The following is a 22,620-nucleotide window of genomic DNA, read 5'->3' on the forward strand; positions in this document are numbered from 1 at the left end:
CTTATGTGTGTAGACGTGCCAGGGTGGGCAATTCCTCACCCCTGCCCTGGCGGAATCCAGTAGGGATTACCCGGCCCGCAGCCTGCGCTCGCACAGCTTGCAGGCCAGCATGCCCCGCACCACGTGCTTTTCCACCATGCTGACCGAGATGCCCATGTGCTGGGCGATCTGGGCGTGGCTGCGTTCGTCGAAGACGTTCAGCACAAAAGCCTCCCGGCAGCGCGGCGGCAGCGCTTCGATGGCGGCCATGTAGGCCCGCACCACCTGCTGCGATGCCAAGGCTTCTTCGGGTTGCAGGTAGTGCGGGGCCACGGGGTGCTGGTCATTCGGCAGGCTGTCCAGGTCATCGTGCCGACGTACCGCCGTGCGGCGGTGCTGGTCAATCACCAGGTTGCGCGCGGTGCGGTACAGCAAGGCCCGCATGTCGCGCACCAACTGGCCCGCCGACTGGGCGGACAACACCCGCACATAGCTCTCCTGCGCCAGGTCGGCCGCAGCGTCGCGGTCGCGGACCTGGCGGGTCAGGAAGTTCAGCAGTTCGCGGTGGTAACGCTCAAGCACGGCATGGATAGTAATAAGAATTATTCTTATTATCCCAGATAGGCGACATACATGTCGGACAACTGTCCAGCGTGAAACCAAATGCTATAAATTAAATAGCTACCAGCGCAGGTAAAATATGCGCTAGAGACCGATTTGGCTTAAATCTCCAGCGCCGCTTCCAGCGCGTCGATAAACAGCGCCGCCACGTCGCAGCCGGTCTGGTCGAAGATTTCCTGGAAGCAGGTGGGGCTGGTCACGTTGATCTCGGTCACACAGTCGCCGATCACGTCCACACCCACCAGCAGCAGGCCGCGCGCGGCCAGGATGGGCCCCAGGGTTTCGCCGATCTCGCGGTCACGGGCCGACAGCGGCTGCGCCACGCCCTTGCCGCCCACCGCCAGGTTGCCGCGCACCTCGCCGCCCTGCGGAATGCGGGCCAGGCAAAACGGCACCGGCTTGCCGCCGATCACCAGCACGCGCTTGTCGCCCAGGGCGATCTCGGGCAGAAACTTTTGCACCATCACGCTCTGGGCGCCGTCCTTATTGAGCGTCTCGATGATGCCGCCCAGGTTCAAGCCGTCGTCTTTCACCCGGAAGATGCCCATGCCGCCCATGCCGTCCAGCGGCTTCAAGATGATGTCGCGGTGCTCGGCGTGGAAGGCCTTGATGGCCGCCGCGCTGCGCGTCACCAGCGTGGGGCCGCTGAACTGCGGGAACTCCATGATGGCCAGCTTTTCCGGGTGGTCGCGCAGGGCACGCGGCTTGTTGAACACCCGCGCACCCTCGCGCTCGGCCTGCTCCAGCAGGTGGGTGGCGTAGAAGAATTCGGAGTCAAACGGCGGGTCTTTGCGCATGATGACCGCGCCAAAGTCGCGCACGGCACGCGGGCTACCGGCAAACAACGGCTGGGCCACGCTGAACCAGGCGGCCTTGTCACCGGTCAGAACGATGTCCCGCACCTGCGCCGTGACCAGCCCGCCGGTTTGCCACTGCAAGTCCTGCGGCTCGCAGGCCGAAATGGTGTGGCCGCGCCGCTGGGCCTCGCGCATCATCACAAAGGTGGTGTCTTTGTGGATTTTGAAAGACTCAAGCGGATCGGCGACGAAGAGGATGTTCATGGGGGCTTTCAAACAGAAGGACGGCGGTACTGTTGCACACACAGGGCGATGGCACCCGCCACCACACCCCAAAACGCCGAACCCACTCCGGCTATCACCACGCCGCTGAGCGTGACCAGGAAAGTGATGGTAGCGGCCTCGCGGTGCTGTGGGTCGTGCAGGGCAGTAGACAGCGCGCCGCCAATCGTGCCTAGCAGCGCCAGCCCGGCAATCGCCGCGATCAGCTCGCTCGGAAAGGCGGTCAGCACGCCGGTGATGGCCGCGCCAAACAGGCCGATCAGCACATAAAAGATGCCGCAGGCCGCTGCCGCCGTGTAGCGCTTGGCCTTGTCCGCATGCGCCTCGGGGCCCAGGCAAATGGCGGCGGTGATCGAGCTCAGGCACAGCGCAAACGCGCCGAACGGGGCCAGCACCAGCGTGGCCAGCCCGGTGATGGTGATGAGCTTGGAGATCGGCATGGCATAGCCCGCCGCGCGGATGGCGGCCACGCCGGGCAGGTTTTGCGAGGCCATGGTCACCACAAACAGCGGCAGCGCCATGCTGACCGTGGCGGCCCAGCTGAACGTGGGCACCACCAGCACCGGTTTAGCCAAAGAAAATACGATGCCAGCGCTTACCAGCTCTCCACGGGAAGCTACGTAAACAATAGCAACCAGTAAGGTCAGCACCACCGCAAAGCGCGGTAGCCAACGCCGGGCTAGCAGGTAGCTGCCCAGCATCAGCAGCACCAGGGGCAGCGCGGTTTGCGCCGCCGCAAAGCCATTCAGCCCAAAGCGTGCCAGCACCCCGGCCAGCAGCGCAGCGGCCACCGCTACCGGGATGCGGTCCATCACTTTTTCAAACAGCCCGGTCACGCCACACAGCACGATCAAGGCCGCGCTGACCATGAACGCGCCCACCGCCTCGGCCATGCCGAACCCGCCCGCCAGCGCCGCTGTGGCCACCACCGCCGCGCCGGGCGTGGACCAGGCCACCATCACCGGCTGGCGCAACCACAGCGAAGGCAGCAGCGTGCACAGCCCCATGCCCAGGCCCAGCGCCCACATCCACGAGGTGAGCTGCTCCGGCGTGGCGTGCAAGGCCTGCGCGGCCTGGAAAACGATGGCCACCGAGCTGGTGAAGCCGACTAAAACGGCCACGAAACCGGCGGTGACGGCGGAGAGATTGATGTCTTTGAAGAAACGCATGCAGGCATTGTCCATGCAGCAGATGGGGGACTAAAAAATTAGCCAAATCGGCCTCTAGCGCATATATAACCCGCACAAAAAGCTATCATTTAAATAGCACTCATCACCGCCGCTCCAGCCACCCCAGCAGCCGCTGGATGCGCGGCGTGTACGGCGGATACACCAACCCGCCGCCCGACCAGCGCGACTGCACGAACACCGGCTTCTCATGGCTGAACCGGCGAAAGCCCCATTCGCCGTGGTAATGCCCTTGGCCCGACGGCCCCACGCCGCCAAACGGCAGGCCGTCTTGCGCCAGATGCACCAGGGTGTCGTTGATGCTGACCCCACCGGACTGGGTGTGGGCCAGCACCTGGTCGCGGTGGGCGGTGTGGCGGCCAAACCAGTACAGGGCCAGCGGCTTGTCGCGGGCGTTGATGTAGGCAATGGCTTCTTCCAGCGTGTCGTAGGGCACGATGGGCAGCACCGGGCCGAAGATTTCTTCTTGCATCACGCGCATGCCGCTGTGTGTGTTCAGCAGCAGCACGGGGGGCATCTGGCGGCCCCCCGCTGAGGGCTCCAGTTCCACAACCGTCGCGCCCTGCGCCCGCGCATCTGCCACCAGGGCCTGTAGACGCTGCCAGTGCCGGTCGCTGGCGATGCTGGTGTAGTCGGGGTTGCCCTGGAAGCGGGGGTACAGCCGCAGCATGCTGGCACGCAGGGCTTGCGCGAAAGCATCGACCAGGGGGCGCGGCACCAGGGCGTAATCGGGGGCAATGCAGGTCTGGCCCGCGTTGATCAGCTTGCCCCAGGCGAGGCGGTCCAGCGTTTTACCCAGATCGCACGAGGTGTCCACCACCACGGGCGATTTGCCGCCCAGCTCCAGCGTCACCGGGGTCAGGTTCTTGGCAGCTGCCTGCGCCACCAGGCGGCCCACGGCGGTGGAGCCGGTGAACACCAGGTGGTCGAACGGCTGGGCGCAAAACGCCTGGCCCAGGGCGGCATCGCCGGTGAGCACCGCCACTTCGTCGGGCTGGAAGAATTCGGCCACCGCCAGCCGCAGCCCCTGCGAAAAGCGCGGGGTGAGTTCCGACGGCTTCAGCAGCGCCCGGTTGCCCGCCGCCAACACATCCACCAGCGGCGACAAGGCCAGAAGCAGCGGGTAGTTCCAGGGGCTGACGATGCCCACCACGCCCAGCGGCTGGCGCAGCAGCAAGCTGCGGCCAGGCCAAAACAACCACCCGGTAGCGGCACGCCGGGGCCGCATCCACGCCCGCAGGTGCTGGCGCGCGTGGCGCAGGGCGTGGCGCAAGGGCACGATTTCGGTCAGGGTGATCTCGGTGGCTGCGCGGGTGCCGAAGTCTTGGGCGATCTGGGCGATGAAGGCTTGCGCGTGCTGGTCGAGCAACGCGCCCAGGCGGCGCAGGCGGTCCCGGCGGATGGCCTCGCTGGGCGCGGGGTCGGCGGCGTGGGCTTGGCGTTGCAGGGCCAGCAGGCGGGGGAGGTCGGATTCGGAGGCTTGCATAGCCCTGCATAGTGCCAGCACACCCCGGCTGCTGGGAAAATACGTTGCCACAGATGTGACACACTTCATGCCCCCGCCTGAGAGACCAGAAATGACGACCCCGTTTTTTGACTTTTCCCCCGCCAGCATCACCGCGCTGGCCGCCGCCGATGTGGCCCGTGCCCTGGCCGAGGATGTCGGCCCCGGCGACCTGACCGCCGCGCTGATCGACCCCGCCCGCCACACGCGGGCCCGCATTCTGGCCCGCGAAGCGGCCGTGCTGTGCGGCACGCCCTGGGTGGAAGCGACACTGCGCCAAATAGCGCCGACCGCCACCTGGCAGTGGCTGGTGGCTGAAGGCGCAACCTGCGCCGCCGACCAGGTGGTGCTGGAGCTAGAAGGCCCGGCCCAAGCCCTGCTGACGGCCGAGCGCACCGCCCTCAATTTTTTGCAACTACTCAGCGCCGTGGCCAGCCGCACGGCACTGCACGTGCAGGCGGTGGCAGGCACCGGCACCCACATCGTCGACACCCGCAAAACCCTGCCCGGCCTGCGCTTGGCGCAGAAATATGCTGTGCGCGTGGGCGGTGGCACGAATCACCGCATCGGCCTGTATGACGCGGTGCTGATCAAAGAGAACCACATCGCCGCCGCCGGGGGCGTGACCGCAGTGCTGCAACGCGCCCAAGCCCTGGCCCAACAAGCCAGTTTTATCGAGATCGAAGTCGAAACCCTGGCCCAGCTGGACGAGGCGCTGGATGCCGGTGCCCGCATGGTGCTGCTGGACAACATGGACCTGCCCACGCTGCATGAAGCCGTGCGCCGCAACACCGCCCGGGGTGACAAGAAAGCCATTCTCGAAATCTCGGGCGGCGTGACGCTGCAAGGCCTGCGTGCGCTGGCGGACACCGGCGTGGACCGCATCTCCATCGGCGGCCTGACCAAGGACGTGAAAGCCACCGATTACTCCATGCGTTTCCAGGATTTGTAAAGCCATGACCACCACCATGATGGAAGTTGAATACGAGCAGCCGATAGAAGGTGCCACCTGCGCCCCCCGCCACATCTGGGCCCGTGTGCCGGTAGAGCCCAGCCCGAGCGAACGCCTGGCGCTAAAAGACCGCATCCGCCGCCTGCTCAAAGAGCGCAACGCGGTGATGGTGTCGCACTACTACGTGCACCCCGACCTGCAAGATCTGGCCGAAGAAACCGGCGGTCTGGTCAGCGATTCGCTGGAGATGGCCCGCTTTGGCCGCGACCACGCCGCGCAAACCCTGGTGGTGTCCGGCGTGCGCTTCATGGGCGAAACCGCGAAGATTTTGTCGCCCGAAAAGCGCATCCTGATGCCCGATCTGGAGGCCACCTGCTCGCTCGACCTGGGCTGCCCCAGCGCCGAATTCAACGCCTTTTGCGATGCCCACCCGGACCGCACCGTAGTGGTCTACGCCAACACCAGCGCCGAGGTGAAGGCCCGCGCCGACTGGCTGGTCACCTCCGGCTGCGCACTCGACGTGGTGCGCGCCCTGAAAGACCAGGGCCACAAGATCCTGTGGGCCCCCGACAAGCATCTGGGCAACTACATCCAGAAGGAAACTGGGGCCGACATGGTGTTCTGGAACGGGGCCTGCATCGTCCACGATGAGTTCAAGGCCTTCGAGCTGGAGGCCTTGATGGCCGAACACCCCGCAGCCAAGGTGCTGGTACACCCCGAGTCGCCCGCCGACGTGATCGCGCTGGCCGATGCCGTGGGCTCCACCTCGGCCATCCTGGCGGCAGCCCGCACGATGGATGCCACCACCTTCATCGTCGCCACCGACAACGGCATGCTGCACAAGCTGCGCACGCAAAACCCCGGCAAACTGTTCATCGAAGCGCCCACAGCGGGCGTTAGTGCCACCTGCAAGAGCTGCGCGCACTGCCCCTGGATGGCGATGAACGGCCTGGCCGGGCTGGCCGACGTGTTGGAGCATGGCCGCAACGAGGTTCACATCGAACCCGCCCTGGGTCTGCGCGCCCGCCTGCCGATCGACCGCATGCTGGCCTTCACGGCGGCGCTCAAAAACGGCCAAGCCACCAGCGGGCTGGTGCCGTACATCGGCGCGGCCTGATGAAGATCACCGCGCTGATCGACTTTGCCGACCCGCGCGGCGGTCCCCGGGTGCGGCATGCGTTTGGCACGCCGCAGCAGACGCTGGTGGCCAACACCTTGGCGCAAGTCAAGCCGCTGCTGGATGCCGTGCAGGCCGCGTCGGCGCAAGGTTTTTGGTGTGTGGGCTACGTGCGCTATGAGGCCGCGCCCGCGTTTGACGCGGCTTTGAAAGTCCATACGCCGGACGGCCCTCTCGCCTGGTTCGCGGTGTTTGATGCCCCCCTGCCTTGGCCCGCGCCCGCCACCGCCAGCGCGCAAATCGACTGGCACAGCTTCATCCCCCGGCCCGATTTCGACTTGGCGATGGACCAGCTGCACCAAGCGATCAGTGCGGGTGAGCTGTACCAGGTCAACCTGACGGCGCAAATGGCGGGCACGTTCAGCGGCGACCCGATGGCCCTGTTCGCCGCCCTGCAACGCGCCCAGCCGGGGGGCTATGCGGCGCTGCTGGATACCGGAGACGCACAGATTCTGTCCGTCTCGCCCGAGCTGTTTTTCGACTGGCGCGGTGGCCACATCCTGGCCCGCCCGATGAAAGGCACGGCCCGACGCGGCGCGGATGCACAGGAGGATGCAGCACTGGCCGAATCCCTGCGCACGTCGCCCAAGGAACGCGCCGAGAACGTGATGGTGGTCGATTTACTGCGCAACGACATCTCGCGCATCGCCGAACCTTTCAGCGTGCAGGTGCCGCGCCTGTTCCACACCGAGGCGCTGGCCACCGTCTGGCAAATGACCTCCGACGTGACCGCCCGCACCCGGCCCGGCTGCACGCTGGCCGAGGTGTTTACCGCGCTGTTCCCCTGCGGCTCGGTGACGGGCGCACCCAAGGTGCAGGCCATGCGCATGGTTACCGAATTGGAGCCCGCCCCGCGCGGCGTGTACTGCGGCGCCATTGGCGTGGTGCAGCCCGGTGGGGCCACCACCTTCAACGTGCCTATCCGCACCGTGACGCTGCGGGGCACAGAGGCCCGCTGCGGTATCGGCAGCGGCATCACGTCCGACGCCCAGGCCGAAGGCGAGTGGCAGGAATGGGCCGCCAAGCAGGCCTTTGTGCAGCGCGCCAGTGCGCCGTTTGCACTGCTGGAAACGCTGGCGCTGGTAGATGGGCAACTGCGCCACCGCGAGGCCCATCTGGCCCGCATGCAAGCCGCTGCCGCGCATTTCGGCACGCCGTGGAATGCTGATCATGTAACCCAAACCCTGCAAGCCATCCTCCGCCCCCAAGGCGCATGGCGCGTGCGCCTGCTGCTGGATGCGCAGGGCCAGGCCACGGCCGAGGCCTATGCGCTGGAAGCCAACCCCGAGCGCGTGCGACTGCAACTCGCCGACCGCCCGCTGCTGGATGCGCACAGCGAGTTCGTCCGATTCAAAACCACCCGCCGGGCCCATTACGACGCCTTCACGCCCACCCAGCCCGGCGTGTTCGACACCCTGCTGTGGAACGCCGCCGGTGAAATCACAGAGTGCACGCGCGGCAACATCGCCCTGCTTTTGGGCGGCCGCTGGGTCACGCCACCGCTGGCCTGCGGGCTACTGGGCGGCATTGGACGTGACAACGCCCTGCAAACAGGGCGTGTGGTGGAGGCGGTGGTGCAGCTAGCCGACTTGCCGCGTGTCGAAGCCCTGGCCTTCGTCAACAGCCTGCGTGGCTGGATAGATGCCGATCTTATTTAGCTACTTTTTTAGCAGCTACTGGCGCAGGTGGAATATGCGCCAGCGGCCAATTTAGTACGAATTACTCACCCACTCAGGTCAAACGCAGCGTAATGAAGAAGCCTTCCAGAAACACCGCAGAACGGGCTTTGCCCGGCTGCTGGTGTTGCCCCCTGCAAGGGGGGTGGCGAAAAGCGCTTGCGCTGTAGCCTGGGGGTGTGCAGTTACACGTTTTCCGGCACCAGCACGGTGGCCTCGGCCGTGGCCGCCAGCTCGGGGTAGTCGCGGCTGAAGTGCAGGCCCCGGCTTTCTTGCCGGGCGCGGGCGCTGCGCACGATCAGGTCGGCTACCTGCACCAGATTGCGCAGCTCCAGCAGGTCGCGGGTGACGTGGTGGCGGGCGTAGAACTCATCGATCTCGCTTTGCAACAGGGCGATGCGGTGGGCGGCGCGGTCTAGCCGCTTGTTGGTGCGCACGATGCCCACGTAGTCCCACATGAAGCGGCGCAGTTCGTCCCAGTTGTGCGACAGCACCACCAGCTCGTCGCTATCGATCACCTGGCTGTCGTCCCAGACGGGGAGCTGGGGCGCCGGGGCGCGGTCTACGGCGGCCATAGCCTTTGCGGCGGCACGGGCAAACACCATGCATTCCAGCAGCGAGTTGCTGGCCAGCCGGTTCGCGCCGTGCAGGCCGGTGCAAGCGGCTTCGCCCAGGGCGTACAGGCCGGGCACGTCGGTGCGGCCTTCCAGGTCGGTCAGCACGCCGCCGCAGGTGTAGTGGGCGGCGGGCACCACCGGGATGGGCTGGGTGGCGATGTCAATGCCGAGCTCCAGGCAGCGGGCATAGATGTTGGGGAAGTGCTCCAGCAAAAAGGCCTTGGGCTGGTGCGAGATGTCCAGATACACGCAGTCGAAGCCGCCCTTTTTCATCTCGAAATCGATGGCGCGGGCCACCACGTCGCGCGGGGCCAGTTCGGCCCGCACATCGTGCTCGGGCATGAAGCGGCTGCCGTCGGGGCGCAGCAGGCGGCCGCCTTCGCCGCGCACGGCCTCGGAGATCAAAAACGACTTGGCGTGCGGGTGGTACAGGCAGGTGGGGTGGAACTGGATGAATTCCATGTTCGCGGCCCGGCAACCGGCGCGCCAGGCGGCGGCAATGCCGTCACCCGTCGCCGTATCCGGGTTCGTGGTGTACAGGTAGACCTTGCCTGCACCGCCGGTGGCCAGGATGGTGTTGGGGGCGCTGAAGGTGAGCACGGTGTCGGTGTCCGCGTCCAGCGCGTACAGGCCCACGCAGCCCTGCTGGGGCAGGCCGAGCTTGCTGCCGATGACCAGATCGACCAGGGTGTGGTTTTCAAACAGGGTGATCTGCGGGTGGCTGCGCACCTGGGCCATCATGGTGGTTTGCACCGCCGCGCCGGTGGCATCGGTGGCGTGGACGATGCGGCGGTGGCTGTGGCCGCCCTCGCGGGTCAGGTGCAGCGCGCCGTCTTCTTGCGAGAACGGCACACCCAGCGACTGCAACCAGGCAATGCATTCGGGTGCGTTTTCGACCACAAAGCGGGTGGCCGCCACATCGCACAGGCCGCCGCCCGCCACCAGGGTGTCGTCCACATGCGCGGCAAAGCTGTCGCCCTCGCCCAACACAGCGGCAATACCGCCCTGGGCCCAGGCACTGGCCCCATCGGCCATGCCGCGCTTGGTGATCACGGCCACCCGGTGGGTGGGGGCCAGCAGCAGTGCGGCGCTCAAGCCTGCCAAGCCGCTCCCCACAATCAAAACATCAAAATTCAGGGAGGAAGGCGCAGTTTTGGCACTCAATTGAAGTCTCTTATCGTTGGTTTCACAGGCCCGTCGATGGGCACCACGGTTCCTCCACCAGGAACCCGTGGAACCGGCTTCGCCGGGCCACCAGGTTCGCCCCCTGCAAGGGGGTTGGCGAAAACACGCAGTGTGTAGCCTGGGGGTGTTCTAAATCTCGATTTTGGAACCCAGCTCTACTACCGCGTTATTGGGTAGTCGCAAAAAGTCGGCTGCGGCGCTGGCATTGTGGTGCATTTGCGCAAACAGCTTTTCACGCCAAGGAGCCATGCCACCGCCCAGGGTGGGGATGACGGTGTCGCGGGACAAGAAATAGCTGGTGGTCATCACCTCCAGCTCGCAGCCCCGGCCCCGGATGTTCTCTAGCGCCTTGGGCACGTCAGGGGTGTTTTTGAAGCCGTAGTGGATGGTGACCTGCCAGCACTTGTGGCCCAGGGCTTCGACTTCGATGCGCTTGTCCATCCCGATCCAGGGGATGGGGTGGTTGATGACGGTGACAAACAGGTTGTGCGCGTGCAGCACCTTGTTGTGCTTGAGGTTGTGCAGCAAGGCGTTGGGCACGGTGGAGGCTTCGGCGGTCAGAAACACGGCCGTGCCTTCCACGCGCACCGGTGGGCTGATGAACACCGAGTCCAGAAAGTCTTTCAGGTCCATCGCGCTCTCGCGCTGCTTGGCGGCCAGCAGGCGGCGACCGTCCTTCCAGGTAGACATGATGGTGTACAGCAGCAGGGCCATCACCAACGGGAACCAGCCCCCGTTGAAAATCTTGAGCATGTTGGAGGACAAAAACACCGCATCCACCAGCAAAAAGAAGCCAGTGGCCGCAATGCACAAGGGCAGCGAATAGCCCCAGCCGTAGCGCACCACGTAAAAGGTGAGCACGGTGGTGATCACCATCAACAAACTAACCGAGATGCCATATGCCGCCGCCAGCGCGCTGGACGACCCAAACATCAGCACCGCCACCACCACCCCGGCCAGCAGCAGCCAGTTGACGGCGGGCACATAGATTTGCCCGGCATGGCGCACCGAGGTGTGCAAAATCGTCAGCCGGGGCAGGTAACCCATCTGGATGGTTTGCTTGGTGGCCGAGAAGGCCCCGGTGATCAAGGCCTGCGAGGCAATCACGGTGGCGGCGGTAGCCAAGGCCACGGTGGGGATCAGCGCCCAGTCGGGCAGCATCAGGAAGAACGGATTTTCAGCAGCCGTAGGGTCCATCAAGACCAGCGCACCCTGGCCAAAGTAGTTCAGCACCAGCGCGGGCATGACCACCAAAAACCACGCCAGGCGGATCGGTTTTTTGCCAAAGTGCCCCATATCGGCATACAGCGCCTCGGCCCCGGTCAGGCACAAAAACACCGCGCCCAAGGTGATAAACGCGATATGGATATGGGCAAAGGCGAACTCCAGCGCGTAATACGGCGACAGGGCCCACAGCACCACCGGGTTCTGCGCAATCTGGTACACCCCGGCCCCGGCCAGCAGGGCAAACCAGAGCAGCGTCACCGGGCCGAAGAATTTACCGATGTCCGCCGTACCCCGGCGCTGCACCATGAACAGCAGCACCAGAATCACCAGCGATATCGGGCGGATATAGGGCTCGGCCGCCGGGGTGATGATGGCCACGCCTTCAATCGCCGACAGCACCGAAATGGCCGGGGTAATCACCCCATCGCCAAAAAACAGCGCCAGCCCAAAAATGCCCAGCATCAGCAGGCCGCGCCGCAGCCGGGGGCTGTCTTTGACCGATTCGGCCGCCAGCGCCAGCAAGGCCATCAGCCCGCCCTCGCCCGCGTTGTCGGCGCGCATGATGAGCACCACATATTTAAGCGACACCACCACCATCAGCGCCCAGAAGAACAGCGACAGCACGCCCAGCACATTGCCCTCATTAACCTGGACATGGCCGTGGGCAAAGACTTCTTTGAAAGCGTAGAGGGGAGAGGTACCGATATCGCCGTAGACCACACCCAATGCGCCGAGTGTGAGGGCCGAAAGCGAAGATTTTGAACTTTGCACTAATGAGGCCCCGCCTGGATGACCCCCAAAAAGGGTCGGCGGGGTTCCATAAACTGGGGGATGCGTATTTTGCGCCCCAGAACCCTACGTATATGCGGGGTGGAGCCTCTAGAAATTATTTATGTTGCAGTGCAGCAACCCATAAAAATGTGTTAGTTAGCTGTTAATTTAGTCGTAAGTTTCCGCATCCGGGTCGGTGGCTTCCAGTTCATAGCTGGCCGCCGCCATGGCCAGCCGGGCCACCACGCCGTACATGTAGAAACGGTTCGGCGCGCTGGCACCGGGGCGCTGTCCCACCTGCGGCAGGTGGGCATTTTCCGCAAAGGCCAGTGGCACGTAGCTGGAGCCGGGGGCGTTGAGGCTCTCGTCCACCCCGCGCTCGGCGTGGATGCGGTAGAAGCCGCCCACCACGTAGCGGTCCATCATGTAGACCACCGGCTCGGCCACCGCGTCGTTGATGCGCTCGTTGGTCAGCACGCCTTCCTGGATGATGGCATCCACCACCTGCGGCGCACCCTTGGCCGACGTGGTTTTGGCGCGGTGGTGCAGCACCGCCAGGTCTTTCACGTCGCGCACCGTCATGATGCCCATGCCGGGCGCACCGCTGTCGGACTTGACGATCACGAACGGCTTTTCGTTGATGCCGTATTCCTTGTACTTGCGGCGGATCTTGCCCAGCAGCGCATCCACATTGGTGGTCAGGCAGTCCATGCCCTGGCCTTGCGCCATGTCCACCGCGCCGCACTGGTTGAACATCGGGTTGATCAGCCAGGGGTCGATGCCCAGCAGCTTACCCAGGCGCTTGGCCAGCTCTTCGTAGCTGCGGAAATGCGTGCTCTTGCGGCGCACCGAGCCCCCGGCGTGCAGCGGCGGCAGCAGGTACTGCTCGTGCAGCTCTTCCAGAATGCCCGGCGGCCCGGCGGTCAGGTCGTTGTTCAGCAGGATGGTGCAGGGGTCGAAGTCTTTCAGCCCCAACCGGCGCTTGCTGCGGATCACCGGCTCCAGCGTCACCTGTTCACCGTTGGGCAGGTTGATGACGGTGGTGTCCTTGATGTCTGGGTTGACCGAGCCAATCCGCACATTCAACCCAGCCATGTGGAAGATGCGCTGCAACTGCGCCAAATTCGACAGGTAGAAGGTACTGCGGGTGTCGTTCTCGGAAATCAGCAGCAGGTTTTTGGCCTCGGGACAGATTTTTTCGATAGCAGCCATCGCAGACTGCACGGCCAGCGGCAGCATTTGCGGCGTTAAATTATTCCAGGCACCAGGGAACAGGTTGGTGTCCACCGGGGCCAGCTTGAAGCCCGCGTTGCGGATGTCCACCGCGCTGTAGAACGGCGGCGTGTGCTCCATCCATTCCAGCCGAAACCAGCGCTCGATGGCCGGCATGGAATCGAGGATGCGCTGCTCCAGTTCGTTGATCGGGCCGGTGAGCGCAGTGATGAGATGGGGAACCATGGCGTTTTCTTTAAAAGATATAACCGCATTGTAGGAACCTGGCTGCGGACCCAGACAGGCACAGCCGCCGGGCCCGGAAAGAGGGTGTCATGCCGAAATTGCAGTCCGACCCAAAGAAATTGGCATGGAATGTGCGCAATAACGCGACCGGGCTCCGCCGCATCGGCGGATCATCGCGTACCGATTCACACCCCATTTGCCATCAAGTTCCAGACCATGAAATCTACCAGCCTGTTGTTATGCGCCTGCCTCACCGCCATGTCGGCCGGAGCCGATACCCTGGACACCATCCGCAGCACCGGCGAGATCACCCTGGCGCACCGCAATGCCTCGATTCCCTTCTCGTACGTAGATGCCGATGGCCGCCCTATGGGCTATGCGGTAGAGCTATGCCTAAAGCTGGCCGACGCGATCAAGCGCGAGCTGAAGCTACCCAAGCTGAGCGTCAAATACCTGCTGGTCACGCCGGACAAGCGGCTAAGCGTAATTGCTGAAGGCCAGGCGGCTATGGAATGCGGCTCCACCACCAACAATGCCGAACGCCGCAAAGTGGTGGACTTCACGATTCCGCACTTCATCTCCACGGTCCGGCTGCTGGTACGCACCGATGCCCACATTGCCACCCTGCCCGAGCTGGCCGGCCGCACCGTGGTCTCGACCAAGGGCACCACGCCGCTAGACCGGCTGCGGCGTACCAACAGCGACAACAGCCTCAACATGAAGATTGTCGAAACCCAAGACCATGCCCAGGCTTTTGCGATGGTGGCCGGCGGCCAGGCCGCAGCCTTTGCGATGGACGATGTGCTGCTGTTCGGGCTGCGCGCCAACGCGCCCAAGCCCGAGGACTTCGCGGTGATCGGCAAACCGATGACCATCGAGCCCTACGCCATCATGCTGCCCAAGGGCGATGCGGCATTCAAGAAAGTGGTGGACCAGGAGATGCGGCGCATCATCCAGAGCGGCGAAATCAACACCCTCTACAGCAAATGGTTTACCCAGCCAATTCCGCCGAAGAACATCAACCTGGGCTTGCCCATGCAGCACATGCTCAAGGACTCGTTCAAGTACCCCAGCGACAAGGTGGGCGACCTGTAAAGAGTGGCTTAGCCGCGCACTTCGCCCTGGCCCAGCACCACGTATTTCAGCGACGTCAGTCCGGCCAGCCCCACCGGGCCCCGGGCGTGGAACTTGTCGGTGCTGATGCCGATTTCGGCCCCCAGCCCGTACTCGAAGCCGTCGGCAAAGCGGGTGCTGGTGTTGACCATCACGCTGGCCGAATCCACGTCGCGCAGGAACGCTTGGGCGTGCATGTGGTCGCGGGTGATGATGGCATCGGTGTGGTGGCTGCTGTATTTGTTGATGTGGGCGATGGCCGCGTCTACGCCCTCCACCACCTTGATACTGATGATGGGGGCCAGGTATTCCTCGTACCAGTCCTGCTCGGTGGCCGCTATGATTTTTGAATTTATTTCTATAGCAGCATGCGCACGTAGTATTTGCGCTGCAGCCGGATCACAGCGCATCTCGATGCCCTTTTTTGCATAAATTGCAGCGATCAGCGGCAAGAACTCAGCCGCCACCGCGCGCGCCACCAGCAGGCCCTCGGTGGCGTTGCAGGGGCTGTACTTGCTGGTCTTGGCGTTGTCGGCCACGGCCACGGCCATCGCCATATCGCAGGGGTCGTCTACATACACGTGGCAGTTGCCGTCCAGGTGCTTGATCACCGGCACCTTGGCATCCCGACTGATGCGCTCGATCAGGCCCTTGCCGCCGCGCGGAATGATCACATCCACATACTGCGGCATGGTGATGAGCTGGCCCACCACTTCGCGGTCGGTGGTTTGCACCAGTTGCACGGCATCGGCAGGCAGGCCTGCCTCCAACAATGCCTGCTGCACCAACAGCGCCAGCGCCTTGTTGGAGTCGATCGCCTCAGAGCCGCCGCGCAAAATGCAGGCGTTGCCGCTCTTGATGGACAGGCTGGCGGCCTCGATGGTCACGTTGGGACGGCTTTCAAAAATCATGCCGAACACACCAATCGGGACGCGCATCTGGCCCACACGGATGCCGCTGGGCTGCTGCTGCAAGCCGATGATTTCGCCAATCGAGTCGGCCATAGCCGCCAATTGCTCGCAGCCCTGGGCGCAGGTTTCCAGCGTCTGCGGGCTGAGTTTGAGGCGGTCCACCATCGGCCCGGCCAGCCCGGCGGCGCGGGCGCGGTCCAGGTCTTTGGCGTTCTCGGTTTGCAGCGCGGCGGTGCTCTCGCGCAGCAAACGGGCCAGGCTGCGCAACGCTCTATTTTTGATAGCTGCTGGCGCACGCGCCATAAGCGCAGAGGCCACTTTTGCTTGTAAACCTAGCGATTGGGTGTATTCGGCGATGTTCAGGGCATTCATGCCGGTATTTTGTCACGACGCTAACGCCCGGCCGGAACAGCGCAGGCCGCGCACAGCATGCCCGCCAGCCGGTGCAACGCCTGCCAGGGGTCGGCGGGCCAGTCGGGCTGCTTCAACCCTTTGACAATACCGTCCACCTGGTGGGCCGACTGCAAGAGCTGGGCGATCAAGGCGCTGGGCATGCGCGGCAACACGCGCTCAAACAGGCGCTCCTTGGCACCCCAGACACGGTTTTCGCGCAGCGCCATTGGCAATGGCTTGCCCGCATCCATCGCGGTTTTCACGCGTTGCAGGGCGCGGATGTCTTCGGCCAAGGCCCAGTGCACCAGCACCTCGGCCTCGCCCTCGGCCTGCAGGCCGTCGAGCATGCGCTGCACCCGCAGCCGCTGGCCGCCCAGCACGGCCTCGGACAGCTTGAACACGTCATAACGGGCCACATTCAACACGGCGGATTCGACCTGCGCCCACTGCAGCTCGCCCGCCGGGTACAGCAGGGCCAATTTTTGGATTTCTTGGTGGGCGGCCAGCAGATTGCCTTCGACCCGGTCGGCAAAAAATTGCAGGGTTTGCTGGCCTTCCACCCCGGCCTGCACGCGCTGGCCCTGGGCTTGCAGGCGCTGGGCGATCCACTGCGGCAGCGCGCCGCGCTCCACCGGTTCCACCTGGGTAGTCACGCCAAACTTCTCCAGCGCCATAAACCAGGCGGCGGATTTGGCCACTTTGTCGAGCCGGGGCAGCACCACCAGGGTCAGGGTATCGGTATTGCCCTCGGCCTGCTGGGCCAGGTGTTGCAGGGCCGGACTGCCTTCCTTGCCGGGTTTTCCAGACGGAATGCGTACTTCCAGAATTTGCTTGTCGGCAAACAGGCTGAGCGATCCGCCCGCTGCCAGCACCTCGCTCCAGTCAAAATGCGCGCCGGTCGCGACATGCACCGTACGCTCGGTAAAGCCCTGGGCGCGGGCCGTGGCGCGGATGGCATCTAGCGCCTCTTGCACCAGCAGCGGCTCGTCGCCGTGCAGGGTGTAGAGCGAGCGCAGGCCTTTGGAAAGCTGCGCGGCGAGTTGGCCGGGGGCGAGTTGCATCTACAAGGCTTGCACAGCAGCGATACGCCGCATGATCTGCTGCACGATGTCGGTTTGCATGCTGCGGTACAGCAGCTGCTCTTCGGCCTCTTTGGACAGGGCCTGGGTTTCGCTGTAGCTGATGTCGCGCTGCTGTAACAGCTCCACCTCGGGGATCAGCTCCTTGCCCTGCGGCGTGCGCAGGCGGAACTTGACGCGCACGCGCAGCTGGAATTCGCGCACCTGGCCCGAGGACGTGCTGGATGCCACGCTTTTCTCGCGCTGGTCGGTGGTGATATCCAGCACCACCTCCACGCTGTCCAGGCGTTTCGGTTCTGTGACCACCTCCAGCGCGCCCCCGGCAGCCAAGTTGCGCTTGAGTTCGTTGCCCAGGGCCGAGGCTTCGGCCACGCGCACAAAGATGGTGGTAAATGGGTAGCTGGGCGCACCGCGCAGGGCAAAGCCGCAGGCCGACAAGCCCAGGGTGGCCGCAGAGAGCAGGAGTGTGCGGCGCAGCATCACAGCACCAGGTTCACCAGGCGCCCAGGCACCACGATGATCTTTTTGGGCGCAGCACCGGCGGCCGCCTTGGTGAAAGCTTCGCTGGCCAGGGCGGCGGCTTCGATCTCGGCTTTATCTGCGGCGGCGGGCACCAGGATGGAGCCGCGCAATTTGCCGTTGACTTGCAGCATCAACTCGATTTCATCTTGCACCAGGGCCAGCGGGTCCACCACCGGCCAAGGCGCGTCCAGCAGGTCGCCAAAGCGGTCGGCGTAGCCCAGCTCGGTCCACAGCGCGTGGGTGATGTGCGGCGTGGCCGGGTACAGGCAGCGCAGCAGGATGCCGAAGCTTTCGATCAGCGCCACCTGGGCACCAGCGGTGTCCAGCGCCTTGAAGTCCTCCAGGGCGTTGAGCAGCTTCATGCCGCCCGACACCACGGTGTTGTATTGCATACGCTGGTAGTCATAGTCCACCTGCTTGAGCACGGTGTGGACCTCAAAGCGCAAGGCCTTGGACTCTTTGCCAAAATCCAAGTCATTTAGGCTTCTGGCGCTTATAGCACTTGCGTGGGCAGCTGCGAAATCTGTAGCAGCCAACTTGGCCCCAAAGTTCCACACCCGGCGCAGAAAGCGGTAGCTGCCCTCGACCGACGCGTCGTTCCACTCCAGCGTGGCCTCGGGCGGCGCGGTGAACATGGTGTACAGGCGGGCGGTGTCGGCACCGTATTTTTCGATCAGGTCTTGCGGATCGACACCGTTGCTCTTGCTCTTGCTCATGGTGGTGAGCTCGTAATTAAGCACCGTGCCGTCGCTCTTGAGCGTGCCGCCAACGATCTGGTCGCGCTCGTTGCGCTGTACGTCTACGTCTTTTTCCCAGTGGTAGTGGATGCCTGCGCCCGCCGGTTTGTGCGAGAACGCGCCGTTGAGCACCATGCCCTGGGTCAGCAGCTTGCTAAAGGGCTCATCGCACTTCACCAGGTCCAGATCGCGCATCACCTTGGTCCAGAAGCGGGCGTACAGCAGGTGCAGGATGGCGTGTTCGATGCCGCCGATGTACTGGTCCATCGGCATCCAGTAGTCCGCGCCCTCGGCCACCATCTTGTCGGCGTTGTGCGGGTCGCAGTAGCGCATGAAGTACCAGCTGGAATCGACAAAAGTATCCATCGTGTCGGTTTCGCGCCGGGCCTTGGCACCGCAGATCGGGCAGACCACGCCCGCATGGAAGCCTTCATGCTTGTGCAGCGGGTTACCCGAGCCATCGGGGATGCAGTCCAGCGGCAACACCACGGGCAAATCTTTCTCGGGCACCGGCACCGCACCATGCTCTTCGCAATGGATGATGGGAATCGGCGTGCCCCAGTAGCGCTGGCGGCTCACGCCCCAGTCGCGCAGGCGCCAGGTGGTCTTTTTTTCGCCCAGGCCTTTGACTTGCAGCGCGTGGGCCACGGCGTTCACCGCGTCTTTGAAGGCCAGGCCGCTGAAGCTGTCGGAGTTGATAGTCACACCGCGCTGTTTGTCACCGTACCAGTCGTTCCAGTGGTGGTAGTCGTAGTGCAGATGGTCTACATGCACCACCTGGACGATGGGCAGGTCGTATTTCAGGGCAAAGGCGAAGTCGCGCTCGTCGTGGGCGGGTACGCCCATCACTGCGCCGTCGCCATAGCCCATCAGCACGTAGTTGCCAACCCACACGTCGATCAGGTGGCCGTTTAAAGGGTGGATGACTTGCAGACCGGTGGGCATGCCCTCTTTTTCACGCACCGCCAGCTCGGCCTCGGTAGTGCCGCCCTGCTTGCAGGTCTCAATAAAGGCGGCCAGCGCGGGGTTGGTCTGCGCGGCGTGGGTGGCCAGCGGGTGCTCGGGGGCCACGGCGCAGAAGGTCACGCCCATGATGGTGTCGGCACGGGTGGTGAAGACATACATCTTGCCGTCGCCAATCAGCTGGCCGGTGCTATCTGCAATCGTGTGCGGAAAAGCAAAGCGCACGCCTTCGCTCTTGCCGATCCAGTTCTCTTGCATCAGCTTGACGCGCTCGGGCCAGCCGGGCAGTGCGTCTTTGACCTGGCCCAATAGCTCTTCGGCGTAGTCGGTGATCTTCAGGTAGTAGCCGGGGATTTCGCGCTTTTCGACCACCGCACCGGTGCGCCAGCCCTTGCCGTCGATCACCTGCTCGTTGGCCAGCACGGTCATGTCCACCGGGTCCCAGTTGACCACCTGGGTCTTGCGGTAGGCAATGCCCTTGTCCAGCATCTTCAGGAACAGCCACTGGTTCCACTTGTAGTACTCGGGCGTGCAGGTGGCGATTTCGCGGCTCCAGTCGATGGCCAAGCCCATCGCCTGCATCTGCGTCTTCATGTAGGCGATGTTGTCGAAAGTCCACTGCGCGGGCGGTACGCCGTTTTTCAACGCAGCGTTTTCGGCGGGCAGGCCAAACGCATCCCAGCCCATCGGCATAAGTACGTTGTAGCCCTGCATGCGCAGCTGGCGCGCCAGCATGTCGTTGATGGTGTAGTTGCGCACATGGCCCATGTGCAGCTTGCCGCTGGGGTAGGGCAGCATGGAGCAGGCGTAGAACTTCTTTTTCAGGTGGCCCTGCGCATCACGCGAGTCTTCGGTTACGCGGTAGGCATCGGCAGCGGTCCAATGGGTTTGGGCAGCGGCTTCAATTTCGAGATGGTTGTATTTTTCGAGCATGGCGGACTTCAGAGGCAAAGACACAGGGCGGCGCAGGGGCCGCAACAGACGGATTTTAGGGGGCAGTCGCAGCCTTGGCCTCGGCCACAAAACCGATCTTGTGCAGTCCGGCCTTCTGGGCCACGCCCATCACCTCGACCACGCGGCCGTAGGGCACGGAGGTGTCGGCCCGCAATTGCAGTTCGGTGTCGGGATTTTGGGCGGCGGCCTGGGCCAGCTGGGTGGCCAACGCCGTGGCGGTGACCGGCTTGTCGTTCAAAAATGTACGCCCGTCTTTATCGACCACCAAGCTCACAAACTGTACCGCGCCGGTAGACGGGGCCGCATCGGCTTTGGGCAGGTCGAGTGGAATCGTGCTGGACAGCAGCGGCGCGGTGAGGATGAAGATCACCACCAGCACCAACATCACATCCACCAACGGGGTCATGTTGATGTCGCTCATCGGCTCGGAGGCCTTGGTGCGCTCAAGACGGCCGAAGGCCATGCTAGTTGGCCAGCAGTTCGCGCAGGTCGCGGGCAAAGCCTTCGAGGTCGGCTTCGATGCTGCCAATCAGGCGGCCATAGACGTTGTAGGCCAGCACGGCAGGGATGGCTACCGCCAAGCCTGCGGCGGTCATTACCAGCGACTCACCCACCGGGCCCGCCACTTTGTCGATGCTGATCTGGCCCGACAGCGCAATCGCCCCCAGCGCGTGGTAAATGCCCCATACCGTGCCCAGCAGGCCGACGAATGGCGCGGTAGAACCCACGGTGGCCAGCAGTACCTGGCCGAATTGCAGCTTGTGTAGCACGGCGTGCAGAGCGTTGCGCAGCACGCGGGTGAGTTGCTGGGAGCGGTCGCCCGCTGCGGCCAAGGTGCCGCTTGCTTCTGTTTTAGTAGCTAGAACCAAAGGCAGGATAAGCGCTAGCGGGTCAAAAGACTCCAAACGCTGCTGGGCTTCGGCCACGCTGGGTGACTGCCAGAACGCCGCCGTACTGCGGGCCACGTCGGTGCGGGCGCGGCGCAGCATCCAACCCTTCCACAGTATCACCACCCAGCTGGCCACCGACATCGCCAGCAGCACCAGCGCCACCGCGCGGCTGACAAAATCGCCCTGGCTCAACAGCGGCAGCGCGTCCATCGGCTTACTTCAAGCCCAGTACGTCGAACATGTCGTAGAGGCCGGTGCGCTTGTCGGCCAGGAAGCGCACGGCGCGCAGGCTGCCCTGGGCGTAGGTGGCGCGGCTGGACGACTTGTGGCTGATCTCGATGCGCTCGCCGGTGCCCGCAAACAGAACGGTGTGGTCGCCCACAATGTCGCCGCCCCGGATGGTGGCAAAGCCGATGCTGGACGGGTCGCGTTCGCCGGTCACGCCGTAACGCTCGTAAACGGCGCAGTCTTTCAGGTCGCGGCCCAGCGCGTCGGCGATAACTTCGCCCATCTTCAGCGCGGTGCCAGACGGCGCATCCACCTTGTGGCGGTGGTGGGCCTCAATGATTTCGATGTCGTAACCGGTGGACAGGGCTTTGGCGGCCATCTCCAGCAGCTTGAGGGTGACGTTCACGCCCACGCTCATATTGGGGGCCATGACGATGGCAATGTGCTGGGCGATCTCGGCGATCTCGGCCTTTTGTGTGTCGCTGAAGCCGGTGGTGCCGACCACCGCGTTCACCCCCAGGCTGCGGCAAGCGTGCAGATGCGCCAGCGTGCCTTCGGGGCGGGTGAAGTCGATGAGGACGCGGGCGTTTTGCAGGCCGGCTGGCAGATCGGCGGTGATGGCAACGCCTGCGCTGTAACCCAGGAAGGCAGCGGCATCGGCACCGATGTTGGGGCTGCTGGGAAGGTCCAGCGCACCGGCCAGCACGCAGTCATCGGCATCGCGGATGGCTTCAATCAGCATGCGGCCCATACGGCCAGAGGCGCCGGCAACAGCAACGGCGTGCGGAGCAGCCAAAGGGGTCAATGTATCTGTCATAACCAAAATTTACAGAGCGGAAGACGCTTCAAGCGGGGGATAGGCCGTGACCGGCACAGCGGCGGTTGCAGCCGCTGTGGCAGCGGGAGCCACCGGAGAGGCGAATGATTTCAGGCGGGCTTCGCTGGCCTCCAGCAGGGGGACCGACTTGACTGGGCGCGACTTGGCCAGCAGGCCGACGAACTCGCTCTCGCTGGGCATGGCATCGCCCGCAACGCGGTCCATCACGTCGCCCTTGAAGAACACGGTGAACTGGCGCGCCTGTGGCTCGGTGCCCTGGCGGCGCATGGTGAACACGTAGTCCCAGCGGTCGGCGTGGAACACGTCTTGCAGCAGCGAGGTGCCCAGGATGTCTTTCACCTGCTCGCGGGCCATGCCGGGCTTGAGAGCCTCGACCTGCTCTTTGGAGACAAAGTTACCCTGTACCACTTCCATCTTGTACGGAGCCAGCGAACCGACAACATTACGCGTGCTGTTGTCGATGCTGCTACAGGCTCCAAGGGCCGCGCAAACCGCAAGGGTCAGGGCGGTCAAAGTGCCGCGCAAAGAGGGTTCAAACATAGGTGGAGACTCAAGCGAT

Annotated in this window: 19 protein-coding genes; 4 read left to right on the forward strand and 15 right to left on the reverse strand. The window is 64.2% G+C overall.

Annotated features, from left to right (window positions below):
• Positions 1-66: 66 nt before the first annotated feature.
• The 4 genes from AC0969_RS09155 to AC0969_RS09170 form a co-directional block, all read right to left on the reverse strand.
• Positions 67-561, reverse strand: a complete 495-nt coding sequence (locus tag AC0969_RS09155; protein WP_479623831.1) for a sigma-70 family RNA polymerase sigma factor — start codon at positions 559-561, stop codon at positions 67-69.
• A 140-nt stretch (positions 562-701) separates the two neighbouring features.
• A complete protein-coding gene (gshB, locus tag AC0969_RS09160) occupies positions 702-1,661 on the reverse strand; it encodes a glutathione synthase (protein WP_479623832.1) in 960 nt (319 codons plus the stop codon).
• 8 nt (positions 1,662-1,669) lie between these two features.
• Positions 1,670-2,848: a benzoate/H(+) symporter BenE family transporter gene (locus AC0969_RS09165; protein WP_479623833.1), complete on the reverse strand. Its 1,179-nt coding sequence runs from the start codon at positions 2,846-2,848 to the stop codon at positions 1,670-1,672.
• Positions 2,849-2,951: 103 nt separating this feature from the next.
• On the reverse strand, positions 2,952-4,352 hold the full coding sequence (locus tag AC0969_RS09170) for a coniferyl aldehyde dehydrogenase (RefSeq protein WP_479623834.1): 1,401 nt from the start codon (positions 4,350-4,352) through the stop codon (positions 2,952-2,954).
• 91 nt (positions 4,353-4,443) lie between these two features.
• Here AC0969_RS09170 and nadC point away from each other — a divergent pair, with 91 nt between their 5' ends.
• The 3 genes from nadC to pabB are packed head-to-tail and all read left to right on the forward strand — an operon-like array spanning position 4,444 to position 8,157.
• Positions 4,444-5,322: a carboxylating nicotinate-nucleotide diphosphorylase gene (gene nadC, locus AC0969_RS09175; protein ID WP_479623835.1), complete on the forward strand. Its 879-nt coding sequence runs from the start codon at positions 4,444-4,446 to the stop codon at positions 5,320-5,322.
• 4 nt (positions 5,323-5,326) lie between these two features.
• Positions 5,327-6,439 (forward strand): quinolinate synthase NadA, encoded by a 1,113-nt coding sequence (nadA, locus tag AC0969_RS09180; RefSeq protein WP_479623836.1) that lies wholly within the window; start codon positions 5,327-5,329, stop codon positions 6,437-6,439.
• The gene (pabB, locus tag AC0969_RS09185; RefSeq protein ID WP_479623837.1) at positions 6,439-8,157 is read left to right on the forward strand and encodes an aminodeoxychorismate synthase component I; all 1,719 of its coding nucleotides are present in this window, start codon (positions 6,439-6,441) and stop codon (positions 8,155-8,157) included. The genes nadA and pabB overlap by 1 nt, the downstream gene beginning before the upstream one ends.
• Before the next feature lie 203 nt (positions 8,158-8,360).
• Here the strand turns inward: pabB and nadB are convergent, their stop codons facing one another.
• The 3 genes from nadB to gshA form a co-directional block, all read right to left on the reverse strand.
• Positions 8,361-9,956: an L-aspartate oxidase gene (gene nadB, locus AC0969_RS09190; protein ID WP_479623838.1), complete on the reverse strand. Its 1,596-nt coding sequence runs from the start codon at positions 9,954-9,956 to the stop codon at positions 8,361-8,363.
• A gap of 150 nt (positions 9,957-10,106) precedes the next feature.
• On the reverse strand, positions 10,107-11,975 hold the full coding sequence (locus tag AC0969_RS09195) for a potassium transporter Kup (RefSeq protein ID WP_479623839.1): 1,869 nt from the start codon (positions 11,973-11,975) through the stop codon (positions 10,107-10,109).
• Positions 11,976-12,143: 168 nt separating this feature from the next.
• Positions 12,144-13,433 (reverse strand): glutamate--cysteine ligase, encoded by a 1,290-nt coding sequence (gene gshA, locus AC0969_RS09200; RefSeq protein WP_479623840.1) that lies wholly within the window; start codon positions 13,431-13,433, stop codon positions 12,144-12,146.
• 216 nt (positions 13,434-13,649) lie between these two features.
• Here gshA and AC0969_RS09205 point away from each other — a divergent pair, with 216 nt between their 5' ends.
• Complete coding sequence (locus AC0969_RS09205; protein ID WP_479623841.1) at positions 13,650-14,528, forward strand: amino acid ABC transporter substrate-binding protein; 879 nt, start codon at positions 13,650-13,652, stop codon at positions 14,526-14,528.
• Positions 14,529-14,536: 8 nt separating this feature from the next.
• Here AC0969_RS09205 and AC0969_RS09210 read toward each other — a convergent pair whose 3' ends face one another.
• From AC0969_RS09210 to AC0969_RS09245, 8 genes are read right to left on the reverse strand one after another with little or no spacing between them, the layout of a single operon-like run.
• The gene (locus AC0969_RS09210) at positions 14,537-15,829 is read right to left on the reverse strand and encodes a glutamate-5-semialdehyde dehydrogenase (protein ID WP_479623842.1); all 1,293 of its coding nucleotides are present in this window, start codon (positions 15,827-15,829) and stop codon (positions 14,537-14,539) included.
• 20 nt (positions 15,830-15,849) lie between these two features.
• Entirely contained in the window at positions 15,850-16,911 is a 1,062-nt protein-coding gene (gene holA / locus AC0969_RS09215; RefSeq protein ID WP_479623843.1) for a DNA polymerase III subunit delta, read from the reverse strand.
• Entirely contained in the window at positions 16,912-17,409 is a 498-nt protein-coding gene (locus tag AC0969_RS09220) for an LPS-assembly lipoprotein LptE (protein WP_479623844.1), read from the reverse strand. It lies immediately after the preceding gene.
• Complete coding sequence (gene leuS / locus AC0969_RS09225; protein WP_479623954.1) at positions 17,409-20,084, reverse strand: leucine--tRNA ligase; 2,676 nt, start codon at positions 20,082-20,084, stop codon at positions 17,409-17,411. Before leuS ends, AC0969_RS09220 begins: the two co-directional genes overlap by 1 nt.
• A 55-nt stretch (positions 20,085-20,139) precedes the next feature.
• Entirely contained in the window at positions 20,140-20,568 is a 429-nt protein-coding gene (locus AC0969_RS09230) for an ExbD/TolR family protein (RefSeq protein WP_479623845.1), read from the reverse strand.
• A 1-nt stretch (position 20,569) separates the two neighbouring features.
• Positions 20,570-21,205, reverse strand: a complete 636-nt coding sequence (locus AC0969_RS09235; protein WP_479623846.1) for a MotA/TolQ/ExbB proton channel family protein — start codon at positions 21,203-21,205, stop codon at positions 20,570-20,572.
• Positions 21,206-21,209: 4 nt separating this feature from the next.
• The gene (dapB, locus tag AC0969_RS09240) at positions 21,210-22,040 is read right to left on the reverse strand and encodes a 4-hydroxy-tetrahydrodipicolinate reductase (protein ID WP_479623847.1); all 831 of its coding nucleotides are present in this window, start codon (positions 22,038-22,040) and stop codon (positions 21,210-21,212) included.
• Between the two features lie 9 nt (positions 22,041-22,049).
• Positions 22,050-22,601, reverse strand: coding sequence for an outer membrane protein assembly factor BamE (locus tag AC0969_RS09245; protein ID WP_479623848.1), 552 nt, complete (start codon positions 22,599-22,601; stop codon positions 22,050-22,052).
• Positions 22,602-22,620: the final 19 nt, after the last annotated feature.

The sequence above is a fragment of the Rhodoferax sp. LB1P47 genome, from assembly GCF_056521445.1.

Bases quoted from the DNA above. Each gene is read 5' to 3' on its own strand.
- gshB (WP_479623832.1), bottom strand. From the start codon at position 1,661: ATGAACATCCTCTTCGTCGCCGATCCGCTTGAGTCTTTCAAAATCCAC.
- AC0969_RS09165 (WP_479623833.1), bottom strand. From the start codon at position 2,848: ATGCGTTTCTTCAAAGACATCAATCTCTCCGCCGTCACCGCCGGTTTC.
- AC0969_RS09170 (WP_479623834.1), bottom strand. From the start codon at position 4,352: ATGCAAGCCTCCGAATCCGACCTCCCCCGCCTGCTGGCCCTGCAACGC.
- nadC (WP_479623835.1), top strand. From the start codon at position 4,444: ATGACGACCCCGTTTTTTGACTTTTCCCCCGCCAGCATCACCGCGCTG.
- nadA (WP_479623836.1), top strand. From the start codon at position 5,327: ATGACCACCACCATGATGGAAGTTGAATACGAGCAGCCGATAGAAGGT.
- pabB (WP_479623837.1), top strand. From the start codon at position 6,439: ATGAAGATCACCGCGCTGATCGACTTTGCCGACCCGCGCGGCGGTCCC.
- gshA (WP_479623840.1), bottom strand. From the start codon at position 13,433: ATGGTTCCCCATCTCATCACTGCGCTCACCGGCCCGATCAACGAACTG.
- AC0969_RS09205 (WP_479623841.1), top strand. From the start codon at position 13,650: ATGAAATCTACCAGCCTGTTGTTATGCGCCTGCCTCACCGCCATGTCG.
- AC0969_RS09210 (WP_479623842.1), bottom strand. From the start codon at position 15,829: ATGAATGCCCTGAACATCGCCGAATACACCCAATCGCTAGGTTTACAA.
- holA (WP_479623843.1), bottom strand. From the start codon at position 16,911: ATGCAACTCGCCCCCGGCCAACTCGCCGCGCAGCTTTCCAAAGGCCTG.
- AC0969_RS09220 (WP_479623844.1), bottom strand. From the start codon at position 17,409: ATGCTGCGCCGCACACTCCTGCTCTCTGCGGCCACCCTGGGCTTGTCG.
- leuS (WP_479623954.1), bottom strand. From the start codon at position 20,084: ATGCTCGAAAAATACAACCATCTCGAAATTGAAGCCGCTGCCCAAACC.
- AC0969_RS09230 (WP_479623845.1), bottom strand. From the start codon at position 20,568: ATGGCCTTCGGCCGTCTTGAGCGCACCAAGGCCTCCGAGCCGATGAGC.
- AC0969_RS09235 (WP_479623846.1), bottom strand. From the start codon at position 21,205: ATGGACGCGCTGCCGCTGTTGAGCCAGGGCGATTTTGTCAGCCGCGCG.
- dapB (WP_479623847.1), bottom strand. From the start codon at position 22,040: ATGACAGATACATTGACCCCTTTGGCTGCTCCGCACGCCGTTGCTGTT.
- AC0969_RS09245 (WP_479623848.1), bottom strand. From the start codon at position 22,601: ATGTTTGAACCCTCTTTGCGCGGCACTTTGACCGCCCTGACCCTTGCG.